Here is a 21,083-nt window from a genome sequence, read left to right on the forward strand (position 1 = left end):
TTTTTATTTATATGAAATTCTGATTATTCCTTATATGTCTCTGCGAATTACTCGGTAATATTTTTGTTATATTCTACTTCCGTTTATCTTAATGTCGGTATTGGGAAATAAAGTTTTGATGCGTTGCATCTCTTCTTTAGTAATTCTGCCGGATAGTTTCAACCTTTCGATTTTCACTTTTGACAGTTCGTCCGGTATATCAATTTCATTAATAAAGGTAAGCTCCAACTGTTTTATTTCTTCAAGTTTCAGCAGGACGGAAGGGAACTCTTTCACTCTAAGGTTGATACCCCTGCCTTTGGCATCGGCTTTCAATCTGTTTATGAGTCCGGTGTTGTCTGTGCTTTTCTTTTTGACCATCCAGCCAATTTGTGGTCTCAGTGTAAAATTTTCATTGTTTTGTTTGAGTCCGATGAAACCGGACCACAACTCCAGTGGTGTTTCAATTACGGTGTCATTGTATGCTTCAATATACTTTAAATCAACTTTTACTATCTCGCTCGGAAGCTTTTTACGACCCACAATCTGTTTTAGATTATTTCTTTTCCCTTCATTGTCGTAAGGAAAGAATTTAATGATCCATCCATCAAAAATCTCGGGAGCTCCGCATGACTTTGGCGAATGACATTTAAACATATTGCGCCAAAACTCTTGGTTTACTGTTCCCTTTGATGCCTTCACAAACTCCTCTAAAAGAGGTTCAAGTTGTGAAATCCACCATTCGAGTTTATATTCTTTTAGTCCTCTGGCTTTATTTAAAACTTTTTCCCAGTCTTGTGGTGTCCCTTCAAGCGTGATTTCCGGAATACCGCAAACAATCATTATGGTGATAAACTCGAAGTATGATTTCACCGTTTCCATTATTGTTATTTCAGAAACAGTCTTTTCCAAAGAAGTCGTTGTAGAGAAATTACAAGTGAGTGTTTCAACCAAATTGTCTCCTACCTCTTTTCTTATCTGTTCTGTAAACTGCGGGAAAATTTCTTCCCATAAAAGATTCGGGTCTTTCAGTTTCTTATTGGATTGTACAATTAAAGATTCCTTTCCGGAGAAATTTACAAAATATTTTCTCAAAGACTCATGGTTGGCATTCACATGTTGGGCAAAACCTTGGTTAATCAGTAGCCAAATCATATCCGGAGATAAAACGAACGGCCTATGATCTGCATAAGCCTGATACATACCGCAGAAGAAAGAATTATACCCAAAGTATAATAAACTGTCAGGAGATTCACTCTTGGCTATTACATTGAATGGAGGTTTCCAGATGTCTTTTTCTGTAATTCTAATGGTTGATTCATTGTCAGATAGCATCAGATATCTGTAGATTTCATCAGGGGAAGCCACGGGATATAATTTTTCGGGCTTGGAGAGTTGTTCAACTTCAAAAGTAATTCCATTTTGAGCAACTATGGAAGTGCTGCATAGAACGAATAAATAGAATAGTAGTTTTTTCATAATACTAAATTTACTTTATGGTTTGTATTTCACATATTTTCCTGTTGATAGATTATAGATAACAATATACAAATATAGTATTATTAGAAATGGAATCGCTATGATATCGAATCTTTTTTATGTCCTGTGCCTCTAAAAAATAGGTGCATATTATTTTAGAAGCTGTTTATTCGGAAAATTATAGTAAGTTTGCTATGGAATTTGAATACAAGTGTTTCAGCGTAAGATAATACATATCGATATGGACGCTTTCTACGCTTCTGTAGAACAGCGTGATCATCCGGAACTTCGTGGCAAACCCTTGGCGGTGGGACATGCCGAGGAGCGGGGAGTTGTGGCAGCAGCCAGTTATGAAGCCCGTCGTTACGGGGTTCGTTCTGCCATGTCTTCTCAGAAGGCGAAACGTTTATGTCCCCAGCTTATCTTTGTATCCGGAAGAATGGACGTTTATAAGTCCGTCTCCCGTCAGATACACGAAATCTTTCATGAGTATACTGATATAATCGAGCCTCTGTCTTTGGATGAGGCCTTTTTGGATGTTACGGAGAATAAGAAAGGAATCTCTCTGGCAGTTGATATTGCAAAGGAGATAAAACTTCGTATCCGGGAACAGTTGAACCTGGTCGCATCTGCCGGAGTCTCCTATAATAAATTTCTTGCAAAGATTGCATCGGACTATCGGAAGCCGGACGGACTGTGTACCATACATCCTGATCAGGCGCTGGACTTCATAGCAGGACTTCCGATCGAATCTTTTTGGGGAGTAGGACCTGTGACAGCAAAGAAGATGCATTTGCTTGGTATTCACAATGGTCTTCAATTACGTAAATGCTCGCTCGAAATGCTGACGGCTCACTTTGGAAAGGTGGGGGCACTCTATTATGAATGTTCGCGGGGGATTGACGAGCGTCCGGTTGAGGCAGTTCGTATTCGGAAGTCTATCGGTTGTGAACGAACGCTGGAAAGAGATATATCGGTTCACTCTTCCGTTATCATCGAATTGTATCATGTAGCGGTAGAATTAATAGAACGTCTTCAACGTAAAGAGTTTAAAGGAAATACATTGACTCTGAAGATCAAGTTTCATGATTTTAGTCAGATTACCCGAAGTATTACGCAGTCGCAGGAGTTGTACACATTAGACCGCATCCTTCCACTCGCTAAAGAGTTATTGAAAAGTGTGGAGTACGAACAGCATCCTATCCGCTTGATCGGGCTTTCTGTTTCCAATCCGAAAGAGGAGGCGGATGAACAACATGGAGTTTGGGAGCAGCTCAGTTTTGAGTTTAGCGATTGGGAATAAAGTTCAGGTTTTACCATCGGTGGAAATTTTATAGAAGCTCAAATGAAGTTTCTGTTTATAATAAACGACCGCTCCTTTGGGGCAAACCGAGCAGTTGTTTGAGTCAAATTAAGCGGTCGTTTGATATGAAATGACCGCTTGATTGTATCCAATCAACAGGATGTTTTTCAAACGGAGCGTCTGTTTACTCTGAATGAAGGCTCTGTTTGCCCTAAATAGAAGGTCTGTTTGCTTTGAACAGAGCGTCTGTTTCACGAGAGGGCTGAGAGCTTCTGAATGTACTTTTTTTGAAGTCTGTACTTTTTTGTCATGAGGTTCGTATGATTTGCTCACCTTACTTTTTGAGAGATGCGTTATCTTTGCCATGCTTAAATGAATAAAATACCATGAATCGAATGAAGCATTTAATTTGTGTTTTTCTGTTAGCTGCCTTTGGAAGTTTCTCTTTCAAAGCCAATGCCTATACGGAACGCGACCTGCTGCAAAAAGCGGCAGATGAAACTACGTTGAAAAATGTGCTGGTAATGAAACAGGCATGGGTACCTTATCCGGCCTATACTGATCGTGCTGCTTGGGACTCATTGATGGGGCCCAACAAGCAGCGCCTTATCGCGGCAGGCGAGAAGCTCCTCGATTACAAATGGCAACTGATCCCTGCTACCGCCTATCTTGAATATGAGCGGACCGGTAATCGTAAAATCATGGAAGTTCCCTATGACGCCAACCGTCAGGCATTGAATACGCTGATGCTGGCAGAACTGGCGGAAGGCAAAGGACGCTTCATCGATCAGCTGCTCAACGGAGCTTATATGAGTTGCGAAATGAATTCATGGGTACTGTCTGCTCACCTGCCCCGGCAAAGCAGCAAACGTTCTCTTCCTGATTTCCGCGAACAGATCATTGATCTTGGTTCCGGCGGATATGGTGCATTGATGGCTTGGGTGCACTATTTCTTCCGTAAACCTTTCGACAAAATCAATCCGGTGGTTTCTCTGCAAATGCGCAAAGCTATAAAGGAGCGTATCCTTGATCCTTATATGAACGATGACGATATGTGGTGGATGGCGTTCAACTGGCAGCCGGGAGAGATTATCAATAACTGGAATCCTTGGTGCAACTCCAATGCTTTGCAGTGTTTCCTTCTGATGGAGAACAATAAAGACCGTTTGGCAAAGGCTGTATACCGTTCGATGAAATCGGTGGATAAGTTTATCAACTTTGTGAAGTCTGACGGTGCTTGCGAAGAAGGGACTTCTTATTGGGGACATGCGGCAGGTAAGCTTTATGATTATTTGCAAATACTTTCTGATGGTACGGGTGGCAGAATATCCCTGTTGAATGAACCGATGATCCGGCGTATGGGAGAGTATATGTCCCGTTCTTATGTCGGTAATGGTTGGGTGGTGAACTTTGCCGATGCTTCCGCGCAAGGTGGTGGCGATCCTCTGCTAATCTATCGTTTTGGTAAAGCGGTAAACAGCGATGAAATGATGCATTTTGCAGCTTATCTGCTGAATGGTAGAAAACCGTACGCGACCATGGGGAATGATGCATTCCGCTCGCTCCAGTCTCTGCTTTGCTGCAATGATCTTGCCAAAGAGACTCCAAAGCATGATATGCCGGACGTGACTTGGTATCCCGAAACAGAATTCTGCTACATGAAGAATAAGAATGGAATGTTCGTGGCTGCCAAAGGCGGATTCAACAACGAAAGTCATAATCATAATGATGTGGGAACGTTTTCCTTATATGTGAATACCATTCCCGTAATCCTTGATGCAGGGGTAGGTACATATACTAAGCAGACTTTCGGTAAAGACCGTTACACCATCTGGACAATGCAGAGTAATTATCATAATCTGCCGATGATTAATGGTATGCCGCAGAAATACGGACAGGAATATAAAGCGACAAATACCATTTGCAATGAAAAGAAACGTGTCTTTTCCACTGATATTGCTGCCGCCTATCCGTCGGAAGCAAAAGTGAAAAACTGGATCCGGTCGTATACACTGGATGACCGGAAACTGACGATCACCGACAGCTACACGCTGGAAGAGGCCGTAGCTCCCAATCAGGTGAATTTCATGACTTGGGGCAATGTCACTTTCCCTTCACAGGGCAAAATTCAGATTGAAGTAAAGGGGCAGAAAGTGGAACTGGACTATCCGACCCTGTTCAAAGCCGAACTGGAAACAATCCAATTGGACGATCCGCGCCTCTCTAATGTATGGGGTAAGGAGATTTATCGCATCACACTAAAAACAAACGAAAAGAAAGAAACTGGAAATTATAAGTTTGTTATTCAACAAATTAAATAGGATTCAGCAAGCAGAGTGAAAATAAGAAATAACGTATAAACAATTAAATCGCAGTAAGATGAAAAAAGTATTATTAGTTAGTCTTTTGGCTATCGCAGGAGTAAGCATCAGTGCGCAGAATCTGATCAAAAATGAAAAGTTTGCTACGGAAGTAACGAACAAGGTAACCAATCCTAGCAAGGCTACGGCTGGTGAGTGGTTCATTATGAATAATGAGGCGGACGGAGTAACAACAATCGCTTGGGAGCAGACTGGAGATGCCAAGTATCCGAACGCGATGAAAATAGATAATTCGGGTGCTGAGAAGAATACATCCTGGTATAAAGCATTTCTTGGTCAACGTATTACAGATGGCTTGGAGAAAGGTATCTACGTGCTGACTTTCTATGCAAAAGCAAAGGAGGCAGGAACTCCGGTCAGTGTATATATCAAGCAGACGAATGAGGAAAAAAATGATAACGGTAAACTGAACACCACTTTTTTCATGCGCAGGGATTATGATGCTGACGCCCAGCCTAACGCTTCTGGGGCACAGTACAACTTCAAGATTAAAGATGCCGACAAATGGACAAAGGTCGTTGTTTACTATGATATGGGACAGGTAGTAAATGCAATCAGCAGCAAAAAATCAAATCCTGCTCTGGAAGTGTCCGATACGGATGATGACGCTGCTATCCTGAAAGACTGTTACGTGGCTATTCTTGGACAGAATAAGGGTGGTGTAGTAGAAATCAGTGATGTGACTTTGAAGAAGAAATAAAAAGAAAGAGCGGAGAACCAGTGTGGTTGCTCCGCTCTTTTCATGATATATATTAGTGTGTTTAATTACATGGCAGGCTGCTTCGTCAGCAGTTTTTGAAGTTTACCATTCAAGGTTTGGCACATTGCACCGTTTCCCATTGCTTGATAACGTTTGATACGGTACTGTAACATCATGATTTTTTCATTTGCATTCTTTTTCATAATTTGTTTCCTCTTTTTTTGCCCTCCACGTTTTGAAGAGCGGTTTTACATCTTGTTTTCTTTATTAACACTGCAAAGATACAAAATGTTTTTGAATTATATGCTGTAAAACATAAAAATCTTCTTTTTCTTATGAATTTTCTTTTTATGAGAGGTTCGGACACGGAGATGTTACAAACCTGTTACAATTTTCCCGTCCTCTTTCCCCGATGACAATATTATTCTTATCTGTCACATTTTTATATACTTATCTAGGCATTCAGAAAATATTCTTGTACTTTTGTGAGTCAGCAATCTTATTATCTAAAATAAACCAAACACTTTTATGAAGACATTCATTCATCTTTTATCCGTTCTTATCCTGTCTGTTGTGCTGTATGCCTGCAACAATGCTCATTTTCTGAAAGAAGAGAATTATCGGAATCAAGTGACCGAAGACTTTGAACAGAAAAAGCAGGCACTTCCTCATGGAGACCTGTTTACTGTTTTTTCGAATCCTGACTTGTCTGTATATGAGCAGGAAGCCCTGATGTTTCTCTATGCTTATATGCCGATAGGGGATGTGACGGATTATTCTGGAGATTATTATTTGGAGAATGTTCGCTTGTCCGGGCAGACGCGTACCGAGATGCCTTGGGGGGATCAGATTCCGGATGAATTGTTCCGGCATTTTGTGTTGCCTATCCGGGTGAATAATGAGAATTTGGATGACTCGCGTCGGGTGTTTTATGGAGAATTAAAGGATAGGGTGAAGCATCTGTCCATGAAAGACGCTATTCTGGAAGTAAATCATTGGTGCCATGAAAAGGTGGTCTATCGTCCGAGTGATGCACGTACCAGTTCGCCGCTGGCATCGGTGAAGACAGCGTATGGGCGTTGCGGAGAAGAATCCACATTTACTGTGGCTGCGTTGCGTTCGGTGGGGATTCCGGCAAGGCAGGTATATACTCCCCGTTGGGCACATACGGATGATAATCATGCCTGGGTAGAAGCGTGGGCGGATGGCCAGTGGTATTTCTTCGGAGCTTGCGAGCCCGAACCGGTTTTGAATCTCGGATGGTTCAATGCTCCTGCCAGTCGCGGGATGCTGATGCATACAAAGGTGTTCGGTCGCTATACCGGTCCGGAAGAGATTATGCTTGAAACGCCGAATTACACGGAGATCAATGTGATAGACAATTATGCGCCTACTGCCAAAGCTACAGTGACGGTGACGGATACGGAAGGATATCCGGTATCAGGTGCAAAAGTGGAATTTAAGATATACAATTATGCTGAGTTCTATACGGTAGCCACGAAATATACCGATGCCGAAGGTAAAGCCTTCCTTACTGCCGGCAAGGGAGATATGTTGGTATGGGCATCCAGGGATGGAAAATTCGGATATGCTAAACTGTCATTTGGAAAAGAAGATGCTTTGAAGTTATCTTTAGATAAGAAAGAAGGTGAAAGCTATACACTTCCGATGGATATTGTTCCTCCGGTAGAAGGGGCTAACCTTCCCGAAGTAACTCCTGAACAACGGGCGGAAAATGACCACCGGATGGCACAGGAAGATTCGATCCGCAATGCATATGTGGCAACGATGATGACAGATGAACAGGCAAAAGAATGGGTGAACGGACTGTACGGAAATATATTGCAACCTGAAACTATGAAAGATAAGTTGGCAGCTTTTCTGGTTGCTTCGCGCGGAAACCACCAGACATTGAAGGATTTTCTTTCAGCTATCAGAAAGGAGAAAAAACATATTTCATGGGAGGAAATGCGGGGTATGTGGTTATTAGAGAATATCTCGGCAAAAGATCTTCGTGACGTGACACTCGATGTACTGAACGATCATCTGAAAAACACATCGGATGGAGAAAAGACGGACACTGATCTGGTGAAAAGGGCGTTGCTCAATCCTCGCATAGCGAATGAGATGCTGACTCCTTATAAAAAGATACTTTATGATGCAATTTCTGAAGCAGTCTTGAAATCGGCACCTGTTGATGCTGCTCATGATGCCAAAGCATTAATAGAATGGTGCAGAAAAGAGATTAAGATCGATAACGAACTGAATTCTCAGCAGATTCCTGTTTCTCCGATGGGAGTATGGAAGTCGCGTGTAGCTGATGAGAAGTCCCGTGATATCTTCTTCGTAGCAGCTGCCCGGAGCATAGGGATACCAGCCTGGATTGATGAAGTGACCGGGAAGGTTCAATATGTAAGCGATGGGCTTTCTCCGCAGGATGTCAACTTTGAGACTTCGCAGTCCACACAATCTTGTACCGGCATGTTGAAAGCCAGCTATACTCCGATACGTTCTTTATCCGATCCTAAATACTATTCTCATTTCACTATCTCCAAGTTTAAGAACGGCACGTTCCAACTGCTCAATTATGACGAAGGCGATGTAGATATGGGTGGTGGTGCTATGTGGTCGAATCTCCTGAAAAACGGAGTAAAGCTGGACGAAGGTTATTATATGATGGTGACCGGAACCCGCCTGGCTAGTGGTGCGGTACTTTCTAATACCACATTCTTTACTATCGAACCGGATAAGACGACTACTGTTGACCTTGTGATGCGTGAAAGTAAAGATCAGGTGCAAGTGATCGGTAATTTCAATTCCGAAGCTACCTATCGTCCGGTAGGAGGTACTGACCTGCAAAGTATCCTGCAAACCTGCGGACGCGGCTATTTTGTGGTTGCTGTTCTCGGAGTGGGGCAGGAGCCTACCAATCATGCTTTAAGAGATATTGCGGCTTTGCGCAGCGAGTTTGAACAGTGGGGACGTAAAATGGTCTTTCTTTTCCCTTCGGAAGAGCAATATAAAAAGTTCAACACGCATGAATTTAAAGATCTTCCCTCTACCATTGTTTATGGCATTGATGTGGATAACAGCATTCAAAAACAGATTGTTGATGCGATGAAGTTGAATCAATCAACCCTGCCTGTCTTTATCATTGCCGATACCTTCAACCGTGTGGTCTTTGTTTCTCAAGGATATACGATCGGTCTGGGAGAGCAATTGATGAAAGTAGTACATGGATTATAAAGAGGAGTCAGAGTGCAATAATCGTTAATTCTTACCATTAATACATTGTTTTTGGAAAAGAATGATTACGTTTGCAGCAAATTATGGCGAAGTACATTTTTTGCATATTAGCATTTGCATTTCTGGCTTTGGGATTTACTCATATTTCCAATAAAGAATTGCAGGGATTTCAGAAAGAAACTGAGGTCCCGGCAATTGATATGCAATACAATGCGGGAGCAAATTGCAGTGTCTCTTCTGCCGGTTTCGATAAATCATGTAAAGATACTCATTCATTGCTGACTGACGGAACTTACGGCAGTAAGGTCAATGACTGCATTTTTGATAACTTATCTTTTCCTAGAAGCATTGTTCCTTTCAAGAATCTGAGATTTAATACAAATACTGCAATAATACAGATATTGAGTTCACTGAATACGTTGCTTCCGGAGGAACGTCTGAGCCATACCTGCTTTGATGTCAATTACACTAAATATTCGTGTAAATACTACGTCTATACATTAGCCCATATTCTTATTTAGGCTGCATTATTTTCCATTGGCAGGGTGAGGTATGTCCTTTCTCTCTGTCCCTCCTTTTATTTATTGTTCCTATAAACGTGTGATATATTTCCCGGATACCCAATCAAGTATCGGGATCAGGATATTGTGTTTTCGTTGTGAAACGGGAGTTACGTCGTATAGAAGCAAAGATGTATACCGAAGTGATTCAAGCAAATAACATCTGCCAATTGTTTCTATATGGGTGATGAGGAGTGCCCAATGGGATTTTAACTTTCATGTGTGTCTAAAATTTAATAATGATTTGCCATTGGGCGCCTCTTCTTTTTTTGAATACTATATTATCAAACCTATATTTTTTATTGCTATGATTGATTTATTAATATCTACTTTCGCTATGATGGGGCTCACCTTTCTCATCGGTTTTTTTGTTGCGGCAGTCATCAAACTGATTGCTTATGCGGCAGATTCTTTTGATTTTTATAGTTCTCACCGTTTGGAGCTGCTGCGGTTACATCGCTGGCGACAACACCGGCAGAAAGTAGAAAGGCTTGTCAGGCAGATGCCTCTTCCGGACGAAGGGACTTTAGGAGATTATCGCGAAGATTTCAGTCGTGGAATCAACCGGAATGTTTCCGGCTATTCCGGTTATTATCATGGAGTAAGTCCGGGTGCGTCGGAAGAGAACCTGATGGATTATTATTATCCGCGGGATACACGTGAGTTCTTTCTCAAAGAAGAAGAACTGGCGCATGTCAACAAGAAAAATACAAAGAAATCTACTACCAACAAACAATAAAATGACGTTTATTTATGGAAAATATTGATTTTGCCACCCTCTTTCAGGGTATCGGCACAATGATGGAAAGCGGCTGGTTACTGGCTTCTGCCAGAGTCTTTCTGGTACTTCTCGGTTTGTTACTTATCTATCTGGGTTGGAAGGGAGTGCTCGAACCTATGGTTATGATTCCGATGGGATTGGGCATGGTAGCCATCAACTGCGGAACATTGATGATGCCGGACGGTACATTAGGTAACCTCTTCCTCGATCCGATGCTTTCGGATACGGATGACCTGATGAATACGATGCAGATAGACTTTCTGCAACCTGTCTACACGCTGACTTTCAGTAACGGGCTTATAGCCTGCTTTGTCTTTATGGGCATCGGAACTTTGCTGGATGTGGGCTTTCTGCTCCAGAAACCGTTTGCGAGTATATTCCTTGCTTTATGTGCCGAACTCGGTACGTTCCTTACCGTGCCCATCGCTTCCGCGCTCGGACTGACTTTAAAGGAAAGCGCATCTGTTGCTATGGTAGGTGGTGCAGACGGTCCGATGGTGCTTTTCACTTCGCTGGCTTTGGCAAAACATTTGTTTGTTCCTATTACAGTAGTCGCTTACCTGTATTTGGGGCTGACGTACGGAGGGTATCCATATTTGGTCAAGCTATTAGTGCCCAAACGTTTCCGTGCCATTAAGATGGTGACCAAGAAGGCGCCGAAGAATTACGATGCCAAAGTGAAACTGGCTTTCTCTGCTGTTCTCTGCGCAGTACTTTGTTTCTTGTTTCCGGTTGCCTCTCCATTGTTTTTCTCCCTGTTCCTGGGCGTTGCCGTTCGTGAATCCGGTATGAAGCATATTTATGATTTTGTCAGTGGGCCGTTGCTCTATGGCTCGACTTTTATGTTGGGAGTATTGCTGGGCGTACTTTGCGATGCGCATCTGTTGCTCGATCCGAAGATTCTGAAATTGCTGGTATTAGGTATCGTCGCACTTTTACTTTCCGGTATCGGAGGGATTATCGGAGGATACATCATGTACATTGTCAAACGGGGAAATTACAATCCGGTGATCGGTATCGCAGCCGTTAGTTGCGTACCTACCACCGCAAAGGTTGCCCAAAAGATAGTAAGCAAAGACAATCCCGATTCATTCGTATTGGGAGATGCCTTGGGAGCCAATATCTCAGGAGTAATCACCTCGGCTATTATTACCGGTATTTATATTACGATTATCCCTTATTTATAAACAGGTATGCTATTGCAGGACTATAAATCGCTGTTTATCGCAGTTTTCAGCTTTTTATAGCCTGAATGGTATTTATCACTCTTTGGGCGGTGGTTACATTTCGTTCGTATTCGTCGATATGTACAGTGCCGCCCATCGATACTGATTCGTTTTTATACTTCATATCGCTCTTGATGCTTTCCCGTGCGGAGAAATGAAACTCCTGTATTCCGGTTTCCGAAGCAATACGGACGATATTCTTTTCGTTCACGCCACATCCGGCAAGCAGGATAATTCTTCCGGAAGCTTGTGTCTGCAATGCTTTTAGCAAGGGGATTCCGAGTTCGGCGGTAGCTTGCTGACCGGAAGTAAGGATACGGTTACACCCTAATCCGATAATCTGCTCCAAAGCCTTTTCAGGATCACGGCATACATCAAAGGCACGGTGAAAAGTCACTGATAACCCTTGTGAGGCTTTCATTAACTCTTGCATTACAGGAAGGTCGATTTCCCCGTTTGCCGTCAGACAACCGAATACCACTCCGTCAGCTCTCAACTGCCGTGCCATTTCGATATCTTTCAGCATCGTTCTCACTTCGATGGGAGAATAAAGAAAATCCCCACCCCGCGGGCGGATAATGACATGCAGACGAGTCGTTGTCAGCATGTCGCGTGCTGTCGATATCTCTCCGTAAGAAGGAGTCGTCCCGCCTTCCGGAATACCTGCACATAACTCTACCCGGTCGGCTCCGCCTGCCTGTGCTGCCAGACAGCTTTCTACGGAATTGGCACAGACTTCAAACTGGTACTTTTTCATAAGCTGATGCTTTTAGACTGCATGCTGCTACGTGATGCTGCAAACATGAGAAGTGAATGATGATAAACTAAAAAAGGGCGAATTGCTTCGCCCTTATATTGAATCTTCTTTTGAATATTTACTTATTTAGCGAAGCTGACCGCACGTGTTTCACGGATAACGGTAATCTTCACCTGTCCCGGATAAGTCATTTCATCCTGAATCTTCTTGGCGATTTCACCGGACAAACTTTCAGTCTGCTTGTCATCGATCTTATCCGCACCTACGATCACGCGGAGTTCGCGTCCTGCCTGAATAGCGTATGTCTTGGTCACACCCGGATAAGCCATAGCCAGTTGTTCAAGATCGTTCAGACGTTTGATGTAAGCCTCTACAATTTCGCGGCGTGCGCCCGGACGTGCACCGGAGATAGCATCACAAACCTGTACGATAGGAGCCAGCAGACTGGTCATTTCCGTTTCGTCGTGGTGAGCACCGATAGCATTGCAGATATCCGGTTTTTCTTTGTATTTCTCGGCAAGTTTCATACCCAGCAATGCGTGCGGCAATTCCGGTTCTTCATCGGGCACTTTACCGATATCATGCAGCAAACCTGCACGTTTTGCCTTCTTAGGGTTCAGGCCCAGTTCCGATGCCATCACAGCACAGAGATTGGCTGTTTCACGGGCGTGCTGCAACAAGTTCTGACCATAAGAAGAGCGATATTTCATCTTACCGATGATACGGATCAGTTCCGGATGCAGACCGTGGATACCAAGGTCGATTGTTGTCCGTTTACCGGTTTCGATGATTTCTTCTTCTACCTGTTTGCGTACTTTGGACACCACTTCCTCAATACGTGCCGGATGGATACGTCCGTCTGTCACCAGTTGGTGAAGAGCCAGACGGGCAATTTCACGGCGAACCGGGTCAAAAGCGGAAAGAACGATTGCTTCCGGAGTGTCGTCTACAACGATTTCAACGCCGGTAGCGGCTTCCAGTGCACGGATATTGCGTCCTTCACGTCCGATGATACGTCCTTTGATTTCATCCGATTCGATATGGAATACTGTTACGGAGTTTTCGATGGCAGTTTCGGTAGCTACCCGTTGGATAGACTGGATAACGATTCGTTTGGCTTCCTTGCTGGCAGTCAGTTTCGCATCATCCATGATGTCATTGATGAATGACTGTGCCTGCGTTTTAGCTTCTTCCTTCAGTGATTCGACCAGACGTTCTTTTGCTTCGTCAGCAGACAGACCGGAGATTGCTTCCAGTTTTTCTATTTCCTGATGTTGCAGTTTGTCCAGTTCTTCCTTCTTTTTGTCAACGATAACAAGTTGCGCCTCCAGGTTTTCCTTTACGGCTTCGGCTTCCAGCTTTTTGCGTTGGATTTCTTCCTGACGCTGGCTGAGCACCATTTCGCGTTGTTTCAGTTTATTTTCCGCCTGCTGAATCTTTTGATTACGCAGTGCCACTTCCTTCTCCAAATCAGCTTTCTTGTTCAGGAATTTTTCCTTTACTTCCAGCAATTTGTTTTTCTTAATTACTTCAGCTTCTGTCTCCGCATCTTTCAGGACACTGTCGTACTTGGACTTCAACACGTACCGGAACAGTACGTATGAAAGGATTCCTCCTACGACGAAGCAAGCAATTGCTGTTGCTATTATTGCTATCATTCTTACATTAATTTAGTTATATAAATAAAAACGCACCGCCAAATATCAGAGCATACATTTGCTCGGATATTGTGCAGTGCGTGGTGTTTTCTTTATCAGTGAATGGCTCGGTGGCATTATTCTTTCTTAAAATAATCCTCCAGCAATTCCGTTAGTTCTTTTACCTTTTCCGTATACGGAGTGGTATCGTTACGTTGCATTAATTGCAGTTTCTCCAACGAGAACTGATAGGCTACCATGGCAATAATCTTTTCCGGTTCAAGGTTTTTATAATATTCCCGGTACGCATTAAGCCTGATGTTTACCTGCTTGGCTGCTTCCCGTACCATTTCTTCTTCCTCTCGGTTAATGGTTAACGGGTAGTTTGAGTCTGCTATTTGCAGGTTTATCTTTATCTTATCGTTCATACATCTTTCTTCTTTACTCGTTCAATAAAGCGATGCATTTATCGACTTCACGCACTAATTTTGACAATCGCAGCTTCGTCTCTTTTACGTCGCTGCCGTTAAGGCTGATTGCCGTAGCTGTTTTTAGGTTTGTATAGTTGACTTCCAATTCATCATACTGAGCTTGCACCTTCTCGTTCTTCAACTTTTCGTTTTCAAGAAGTTTTCTCAACCCGGCATTTTCACGCTTTAATTCATCGTGCAAATACATTAAATGCCGTAGCTGCGTTTCAAAGGTACTCAATAACTTTTTTTCTTCTTCTGTCATCACTACACCAAAATTGTACACAAAAATACGATTAACTCTGATATTACAAAAACTTTTCGGGAGAAAATGTACTTTTTAGCCTTAAAATAGCGGATTACGTGGGCAAAGGGGATGAATTATGGAAGAGTATGCATATAAATCTTTTTTTTATGAACAGCTTGGCGGAGGTGAAAAATGCAAAAATGCAGAAAATGCACTCCACAATTTTTCCACACACAGGCGCACGTATATAATATAGTTTGCGCGTATTTAGTTATGTTCGTGTATGTATGTGTATACGCGTGCGCTTACGTGTGTGCGTGTGTTAGGGAGGCCCCCGAAAAAGTGCATTTTTGCATCGGTTAATAACATAGCGCTTTGGGGAGGCTAAAGCTTAGCTTTACGACTCCTAAAGCTAAGCTTTAGCTCACACAAAGCGCCGCTTTGTGTTTTCAGCCGGACTGTTTCATCATCCCATGACTTCATATTCTCTTTTTTCGGCAGATACTAGCCGGTAAATCTCTCCATTCAGACCGGAGGCGCTTTCTAAATAAACTCTTCTTTTTAGTGGTTTTGATCATTTGATTCGTTCATAAAATAATGTAATTTCTATTATTGTTGAGTTCCCTGTCGATGGATAATCGAGAGATGAAATGAATCATTCCGTTGAAGGATTATATCCTTTTTTAATGAAAAAAGGGGCGTTTTTGCGTCATAATGAACAAATTTTGTCCTTTATTGATTTGTCGTTTTCCTTCTTTGCTGAGATTTTCCAGTAAGTTTGCGTACCGAACTAACGGACTCAAATTATAAACATAAACATTTGTATCAGCTAACCATGAAAAAGTATTATTTACTATCTCTGATTTCTGCTTCTTTGATTGGAGCAACTTGTATTCAATGTACTTCTCCCAAACAAAAGAGTGGAGGGAATACTCTTCCGCAAAAGAGTGAACTGTTTGTATCATTGCCGGACTATTGTCCGACACCGGACGGCATGGCTATTGCTCCCAATGGAGATTTGATTCTGGCATGTCCCAATTTTGCAGATATCACACAGCCTGCTTGCCTGATGCGTATTACTAAGGATGGAGCCGTTTCAAAATGGCTGGATGTGCCTGTATTGGAGGAAACCGGATGGGCTTCTCCGATGGGACTTGCCTTTAATGAAGAGGGTGACCTGTTCATCAGTGACAATCAGGGCTGGAGCGGTGCAGAAAAAGCAAAGAACAAAGGTCGTGTACTTCGTCTGAAGTTTGAAAATGACCAGTTGAAGGAAACCATTACGGTAGCATCCGGTATGGAGCATCCCAATGGTATCCGTATCCGTAACGGAAAATTATATGTGACTCAAAGCTCTTTGTCACAGATCAAAGACCCTTCCGGTCTGCTTGTCAGCGGTGTATATTGCTTTGATATGAACGACCGTGACATCGCAGTAACCAATACTTCGGCAGATCAGAACCTGTTGACTACAGTAATCACCAAGAACCCCGAAGTACAATACGGACTGGATGGAATCGTGTTTAACGAAGCGGGCGACCTTTTTGTAGGTAACTTCGGTGATGGCGCAATCCATCGTATCAAGATGGACGCGGAAGGAAAAGTTGTCAGCAACGATGTCTGGGCACAGGATACGACTCAGCTTCGTACCACAGACGGTATGTGCATCGATGATAAAGGAAATATTTGGGTAGCAGATTTCTCTGCAAATGCCGTTGCCCGTGTAGATAAGGACGGAAAGATTCAGCGTATCGCCCAAAGCCCCGATTGCGATGGAAGCGATGGCGGACTGGACCAACCGGGCGAACCCATCGTATGGAACGGTCAGGTGATCGTATCCTGTTTCGACCTGGTGACCGGACCGGACAAGGTAAATACCAAGCACGACAAGCCTTTCACACTGGCTAAACTATCATTGGAAGAGAAAAAATAGGATTTAGGCACGGATTACGCGGATGACACGGATTTAATAAAACTGTGTAATCTTTAACCGTGAAATCCGTGTAATCCGTGCCTAAAAAAATATTATTAACCCAAGAACACATTATCTATATCTATAATATGAAATACTATCTATCGACCTTTGCCGGCTCCGCCATCTGTGGTGGTTTCGCTTTCGGCATCTGGCCGGAACTCTGGAAGACCTACGGTCTGATGGGCGGTTGGCTGGCGGCAACGCTGATTATCGGCATCATGTGGTATATGAATCATTATAACGGAGCGATTTTGAATCCTCCGGGAAAAATATGGCTCGATCAGGGCTGGTGTATCGGTTCTGCCGGTATAGCCTGGGGAATCGTCCGCTTTCAGGGAGATATTACCAATTTCTTTTATGCAGTGCCTACACTGGTCTGTTGTCTGATAGGCGGTGCACTGGCGGGAATTGTAGTTTGGAAAATCCGTTCGTGCGACTGTGCCCGAAAGATAAAATAAGGAGGAGAACACAATGAGCGAATGGTTACAAACCTATAATGAGATGTTCGGTATGTATCATGCCGGAATCATCACCACTATTTTCGGGGCTTTTGCCGTGACATTTACCGTATTGATGAGCTGGCCCAAGCTGGTGAAGGACTTTGGTCCGATAGGCGGATTCATGGCAGCCGCCCTTATCATCGGAACGTTCTGGCTGGTTAATCATAAACTGCCCGGATTCGGCTTCTCTACCGGATTGCTGAACGATGCCGACGGCTTGCCGATGCAGTTCAGCCTGATCCATCAGGGGAATCGTGGCAGTGCCCCTTGGGTAGACATGGGCTGGGCGATTGCGATGGGATTCATCTTTGCAGACGTGCTCTGCGCACCGAAAGGCACACGCGGCGGATTGCTGAAAGAAGCGTTTCCACGTTGGGTAGTTATTATACTGGGCGGCATTGTCGGAGGAATCTTCGTCGGCCTTACCGGATACACGAATGCGGCACTCTAATTCAATTAACTGAAAAGGAAAATATAAAATGTATATATTAGCACATGACTTGGGTACCAGTGGGAACAAAGCCACTTTGTTCGATGAATCGGGGCTGTTGATAGCTTCGCGTACCGCTGCTTATCCTACCGACTATGCTTCCGGCAACCGGGCGGAACAGAATCCGCACCATTGGTGGAAAGCCATCGTTGACACAACACAGGCACTTCTCGAACTGGTATCACCCAATGATATTGCCGGAGTAGCTCTTAGCGGACAAATGATGGGATGTCTTTGCGTAGATAAAGACGGTAATCCGCTTCGTCCGCATATGCTCTATTGCGACCAGCGTTCGCAGGAAGAAGAAGCAAAGTTGACCGAAAAGATAGACCCTCTCCATTTCTACGAAATCACGGGACATCGGATCAGCGCCTCTTACTCTGTGGAAAAACTGATGTGGGTAAAGAAGCACGAACCGGAAATCTTTGCGCAGACTGCCAAAATGCTGAATGCGAAAGATTACATCAACTACCGTTTGTGCGGTACTATCGCCACAGATCCTTCGGATGCGTCGGGAACCAATGCCTACGATTTGAACCGCTGGCAATGGAGTGAAGAGATTATAGAAGCCGCAGAGCTCGATCTTTCTTTATTCCCCGAAGTCCGTTCGTCGATTGACGTGATCGGAGAAATCACCAACGAAGCTGCCCGTGAGACAGGACTGCTTGCCGGAACACCCGTCATCTGTGGCGGTGGCGACGGTAGCTGTGCCGGAGTAGGTGTCGGCTGTGTGGCTCCGGGCACTGCGTACAACTATCTGGGCTCTTCTTCCTGGGTAGCACTGACGGTCGAAAAGCCGATTGTAGACGAACAACGCCGTACCATGAACTGGGCACACGTAGTACCCGGCATGTTGCACCCGTCGGGAACGATGCAGGCGGCAGGATCATCCTACAACTGGATGATTAACCAACTTTGCCAGAATGAACAGGCACTGGCGGCTCAATCGGGACGCAGCGTGTTCGAACTGATCGACGAACAGATCATTGCCTCTCCGATAGGTGCGAACAAACTCCTGTTCCTTCCCTATATGCTGGGTGAACGTACTCCCCGCTGGAACGTTGATGCCAAAGGAGCTTTCATCGGTCTGACGCTGGGACATAAACATGGTGATATGTTGCGTGCCGTGATGGAAGGAATAACCTTAAATCTCGGATTTATCATCAATATATTCCGCAAGCATGTTCCTATCGACCGCATGACGGTGATTGGCGGCTGTGCTCAGAATCCTGTCTGGCGTCAGATGATGGCGGACATCTATCAGGCGGAAATCCGTGTGCCTAACTATCTCGAAGAGGCAACTTCGATGGGAGCGGCCATCCTTGCGGGTATCGGTGCAGGTGTTTTCCCTGATTTCTCTGTAATCGACCGTTTTGTCCGTATCGAGCAGACGGTGCAGCCTATTCCCGAAAATGTGAAGAAGTACGAAGCGTGGATGCCTGTTTTCGATCAGGCTTATCACGCCTTGTGTGGGATGTACACAGAGATAGCAAAAACTGAACTATAACCTATAAAAATGAATAAGAATACGATGAAATCTGTAATTGTGCCGGCTCCCGGCAAAATAGAAATACGAGAGGTCGAAACTCCTGTCATCAATGCTTATCAGGCGTTGGTGAAAACAGAAATGGTGGCACTGTGCAATGCGACTGACAGCAAACTGATTGCGGGACATTTTCCCGGAGTAGATACTTATCCTCTGGCTTTGGGACACGAGAATGCAGGAATTGTAGTGGCCGTAGGCGAGAAAGTACGCAACTTTAAAGTAGGCGACCGGGCTATCGGCGGTTTGATCTCCGACTTTGGCGCGCAGGGAATTAACAGTGGCTGGGGCGGTTTCAGCGAATATGTAGTGGTGAACGATTTCGAGGTACTGAAAGAAGAAGGACTGGCTACCCCCGAACAGGGATGCTGGGATAGCTTTGAGATTCAGAACTCGGTTCCTGCTCATGTGCAGCCGGAAGAAGCGGTGATCTCCTGCACCTGGCGTGAAGTGCTGGGCGCTTTCAAGGATTTCAACCTGACTCCGGGAAAGAAAGTGATAGTGGTAGGTTCCGGTCCTGTAGGACTGAGCTTCGTCAAGTTGGGCAAGCTGTTCGGCTTGGGGCAGATTGACATCGTTGATATGCTTCCTGCCAAACTGGAAGTAGCCCGCCGGATGGGAGCGGACAACGGATATACACCTGCCGAAATCAGCACGCCGGAGTTTATAGCCTCCGCCAATCGTTCTTACGATGCCGTGATTGATGCCGTAGGACTCGATGTAGTAGTCAATTCCGTATTGCCGTTGGTAAAAATGGGCGGTGATGTCTGTGTATATGGTGTCATGACGAAGAATCCGACATTTGATTTGTCGAAAGCGCCTTATAACTTCGACCTGCATATGCACCAGTGGCCTACCCGTTCGGAAGAAAAAGCGGCTATGACCACGCTGGCACAATGGATTGAAGAAGGCACACTTTCCGCTTCCGACTTCATCACGCACCGTTTCAAAATCGAAGAAATCGAAGAAGCCTTCGCTGCCGTGAAACGGGGTGAAGTATTGAAATGTGTACTGACTTTTTAAGAACTAACAATTAACTAACATATTAAACGACTCAAAACAATGGAAAAGAAAAATATAAACGAAGTGATTGCGAATTTATCAGTAGAACAACTGGCAGGAATGATTGACCATACCTTTCTGAAACCTTTCGGAACAGCGGAGAACATCGAAAAACTCTGTGCGGAAGCCCGTCAGTATAAGTTTGCGATGGTAGCCATCAACCCTGCGGAAGTGGAAACCTGTGTCAAACTGTTGGAAGGTTCGGGTGTACGTGTAGGAGCGGCCATCGGTTTCCCTCTGGGACAGAATACCGTAGAGTGCAAGGCATTCGAAACCCGTGATGCCATTGCCAAGGGAGCTACCGAAATTGATACGGTCATCAATGTCCGTGCTTTGCAGAAGGGACAGACAGACATTGTAAAGAAAGAAATCGAAGATATGGTTTCTATCTGCAAACCTGCCGGTGTGATCTGTAAAGTGATTCTTGAAACTTGCTACCTGACTGACGAAGAGAAAGAAACCGTATGCCGCATTGCAAAGGAAGCAGGTGTGGACTTCGTAAAAACTTCTACCGGATTCGGTACGGCAGGCGCCAACGTGCATGATGTTGAATTGATGCGTCGTGTGGTAGGTCCGGTGATCGGTGTGAAAGCCGCAGGCGGTATCCGCGACCTCGATACGGCACTGGCATTGATTCAGGTGGGTGCTACCCGCATCGGTACTTCAAGCGGTATTCAGATTGTAGAAGCTTACAAAGAGTTGAAGAAAGGTCTGTAATGTCCGGTTCGGAAAGGTAAATTTAAGGTA

General features: G+C 44.3%; 19 protein-coding genes. 13 read left to right on the forward strand and 6 right to left on the reverse strand.

From position 1 onward, the window contains the following. Positions 1-66 precede the first annotated feature (66 nt). Complete coding sequence (locus HMPREF9007_RS21295; RefSeq protein WP_008760074.1) at positions 67-1,458, reverse strand: DUF4419 domain-containing protein; 1,392 nt, start codon at positions 1,456-1,458, stop codon at positions 67-69. 211 nt (positions 1,459-1,669) lie between these two features. Here HMPREF9007_RS21295 and dinB point away from each other — a divergent pair, with 211 nt between their 5' ends. The 3 genes from dinB to HMPREF9007_RS21280 all read left to right on the forward strand — a co-directional run bounded on the left by dinB (position 1,670) and on the right by HMPREF9007_RS21280 (position 5,842). Further along, positions 1,670-2,761, forward strand: a complete 1,092-nt coding sequence (dinB, locus tag HMPREF9007_RS21290) for a DNA polymerase IV (protein ID WP_008760075.1) — start codon at positions 1,670-1,672, stop codon at positions 2,759-2,761. 386 nt (positions 2,762-3,147) lie between these two features. Next, positions 3,148-5,082, forward strand: coding sequence for a heparinase II/III family protein (locus HMPREF9007_RS21285; RefSeq protein ID WP_008760076.1), 1,935 nt, complete (start codon positions 3,148-3,150; stop codon positions 5,080-5,082). 58 nt (positions 5,083-5,140) lie between these two features. After that, positions 5,141-5,842, forward strand: coding sequence for a DUF4627 domain-containing protein (locus tag HMPREF9007_RS21280; RefSeq protein WP_008760077.1), 702 nt, complete (start codon positions 5,141-5,143; stop codon positions 5,840-5,842). Between the two features lie 65 nt (positions 5,843-5,907). Here HMPREF9007_RS21280 and HMPREF9007_RS26980 read toward each other — a convergent pair whose 3' ends face one another. After that, positions 5,908-6,045: a hypothetical protein gene (locus HMPREF9007_RS26980; protein WP_008764567.1), complete on the reverse strand. Its 138-nt coding sequence runs from the start codon at positions 6,043-6,045 to the stop codon at positions 5,908-5,910. A 325-nt stretch (positions 6,046-6,370) separates the two neighbouring features. Here HMPREF9007_RS26980 and HMPREF9007_RS21275 point away from each other — a divergent pair, with 325 nt between their 5' ends. From HMPREF9007_RS21275 to HMPREF9007_RS21260, 4 genes are all read left to right on the forward strand, one after another. Beyond that, entirely contained in the window at positions 6,371-9,088 is a 2,718-nt protein-coding gene (locus HMPREF9007_RS21275) for a transglutaminase domain-containing protein (RefSeq protein ID WP_008760078.1), read from the forward strand. Positions 9,089-9,171: 83 nt separating this feature from the next. After that, positions 9,172-9,609 (forward strand): hypothetical protein, encoded by a 438-nt coding sequence (locus HMPREF9007_RS21270; protein WP_008760079.1) that lies wholly within the window; start codon positions 9,172-9,174, stop codon positions 9,607-9,609. Between the two features lie 346 nt (positions 9,610-9,955). After that, positions 9,956-10,387 (forward strand): hypothetical protein, encoded by a 432-nt coding sequence (locus tag HMPREF9007_RS21265; RefSeq protein WP_032813900.1) that lies wholly within the window; start codon positions 9,956-9,958, stop codon positions 10,385-10,387. A gap of 14 nt (positions 10,388-10,401) precedes the next feature. After that, positions 10,402-11,616 carry a sodium ion-translocating decarboxylase subunit beta gene (locus HMPREF9007_RS21260; protein WP_008760081.1) on the forward strand — a complete coding sequence of 405 codons (1,215 nt, stop codon included), beginning with the start codon at positions 10,402-10,404 and terminating at the stop codon, positions 11,614-11,616. A 46-nt stretch (positions 11,617-11,662) separates the two neighbouring features. Here HMPREF9007_RS21260 and HMPREF9007_RS21255 read toward each other — a convergent pair whose 3' ends face one another. From HMPREF9007_RS21255 to HMPREF9007_RS21240, 4 genes are all read right to left on the reverse strand, one after another. Next, positions 11,663-12,412 (reverse strand): copper homeostasis protein CutC, encoded by a 750-nt coding sequence (locus HMPREF9007_RS21255; protein WP_008760082.1) that lies wholly within the window; start codon positions 12,410-12,412, stop codon positions 11,663-11,665. 122 nt (positions 12,413-12,534) lie between these two features. Next, on the reverse strand, positions 12,535-14,070 hold the full coding sequence (rny, locus tag HMPREF9007_RS21250; protein WP_008760083.1) for a ribonuclease Y: 1,536 nt from the start codon (positions 14,068-14,070) through the stop codon (positions 12,535-12,537). 116 nt (positions 14,071-14,186) lie between these two features. Beyond that, positions 14,187-14,477 carry a cell division protein ZapA gene (locus HMPREF9007_RS21245; RefSeq protein ID WP_008760084.1) on the reverse strand — a complete coding sequence of 97 codons (291 nt, stop codon included), beginning with the start codon at positions 14,475-14,477 and terminating at the stop codon, positions 14,187-14,189. A 13-nt stretch (positions 14,478-14,490) separates the two neighbouring features. Beyond that, on the reverse strand, positions 14,491-14,784 hold the full coding sequence (locus HMPREF9007_RS21240; RefSeq protein ID WP_011109256.1) for a hypothetical protein: 294 nt from the start codon (positions 14,782-14,784) through the stop codon (positions 14,491-14,493). Between the two features lie 817 nt (positions 14,785-15,601). On the opposite strand from HMPREF9007_RS21240, the gene HMPREF9007_RS21235 reads away from it, so the two are divergent. The 6 genes from HMPREF9007_RS21235 to deoC all read left to right on the forward strand — a co-directional run bounded on the left by HMPREF9007_RS21235 (position 15,602) and on the right by deoC (position 21,053). Continuing rightward, complete coding sequence (locus tag HMPREF9007_RS21235; protein ID WP_008760086.1) at positions 15,602-16,699, forward strand: SMP-30/gluconolactonase/LRE family protein; 1,098 nt, start codon at positions 15,602-15,604, stop codon at positions 16,697-16,699. Positions 16,700-16,827: 128 nt separating this feature from the next. Then, positions 16,828-17,199: a hypothetical protein gene (locus HMPREF9007_RS21230; protein ID WP_008760087.1), complete on the forward strand. Its 372-nt coding sequence runs from the start codon at positions 16,828-16,830 to the stop codon at positions 17,197-17,199. Positions 17,200-17,212: 13 nt separating this feature from the next. Then, complete coding sequence (locus tag HMPREF9007_RS21225; protein ID WP_008760088.1) at positions 17,213-17,692, forward strand: hypothetical protein; 480 nt, start codon at positions 17,213-17,215, stop codon at positions 17,690-17,692. A gap of 28 nt (positions 17,693-17,720) precedes the next feature. After that, positions 17,721-19,238, forward strand: a complete 1,518-nt coding sequence (xylB, locus tag HMPREF9007_RS21220; protein ID WP_008760089.1) for a xylulokinase — start codon at positions 17,721-17,723, stop codon at positions 19,236-19,238. A gap of 24 nt (positions 19,239-19,262) precedes the next feature. Further along, positions 19,263-20,297, forward strand: coding sequence for a zinc-binding dehydrogenase (locus HMPREF9007_RS21215; RefSeq protein WP_008760090.1), 1,035 nt, complete (start codon positions 19,263-19,265; stop codon positions 20,295-20,297). Between the two features lie 39 nt (positions 20,298-20,336). Continuing rightward, entirely contained in the window at positions 20,337-21,053 is a 717-nt protein-coding gene (gene deoC, locus HMPREF9007_RS21210) for a deoxyribose-phosphate aldolase (RefSeq protein ID WP_008760091.1), read from the forward strand. The last annotated feature ends 30 nt before the right edge of the window (positions 21,054-21,083 follow it).

It is taken from the genome of Bacteroides sp. 1_1_14 (assembly GCF_000162515.1).
GTDB classification, from domain to species: domain Bacteria; phylum Bacteroidota; class Bacteroidia; order Bacteroidales; family Bacteroidaceae; genus Bacteroides; species Bacteroides thetaiotaomicron.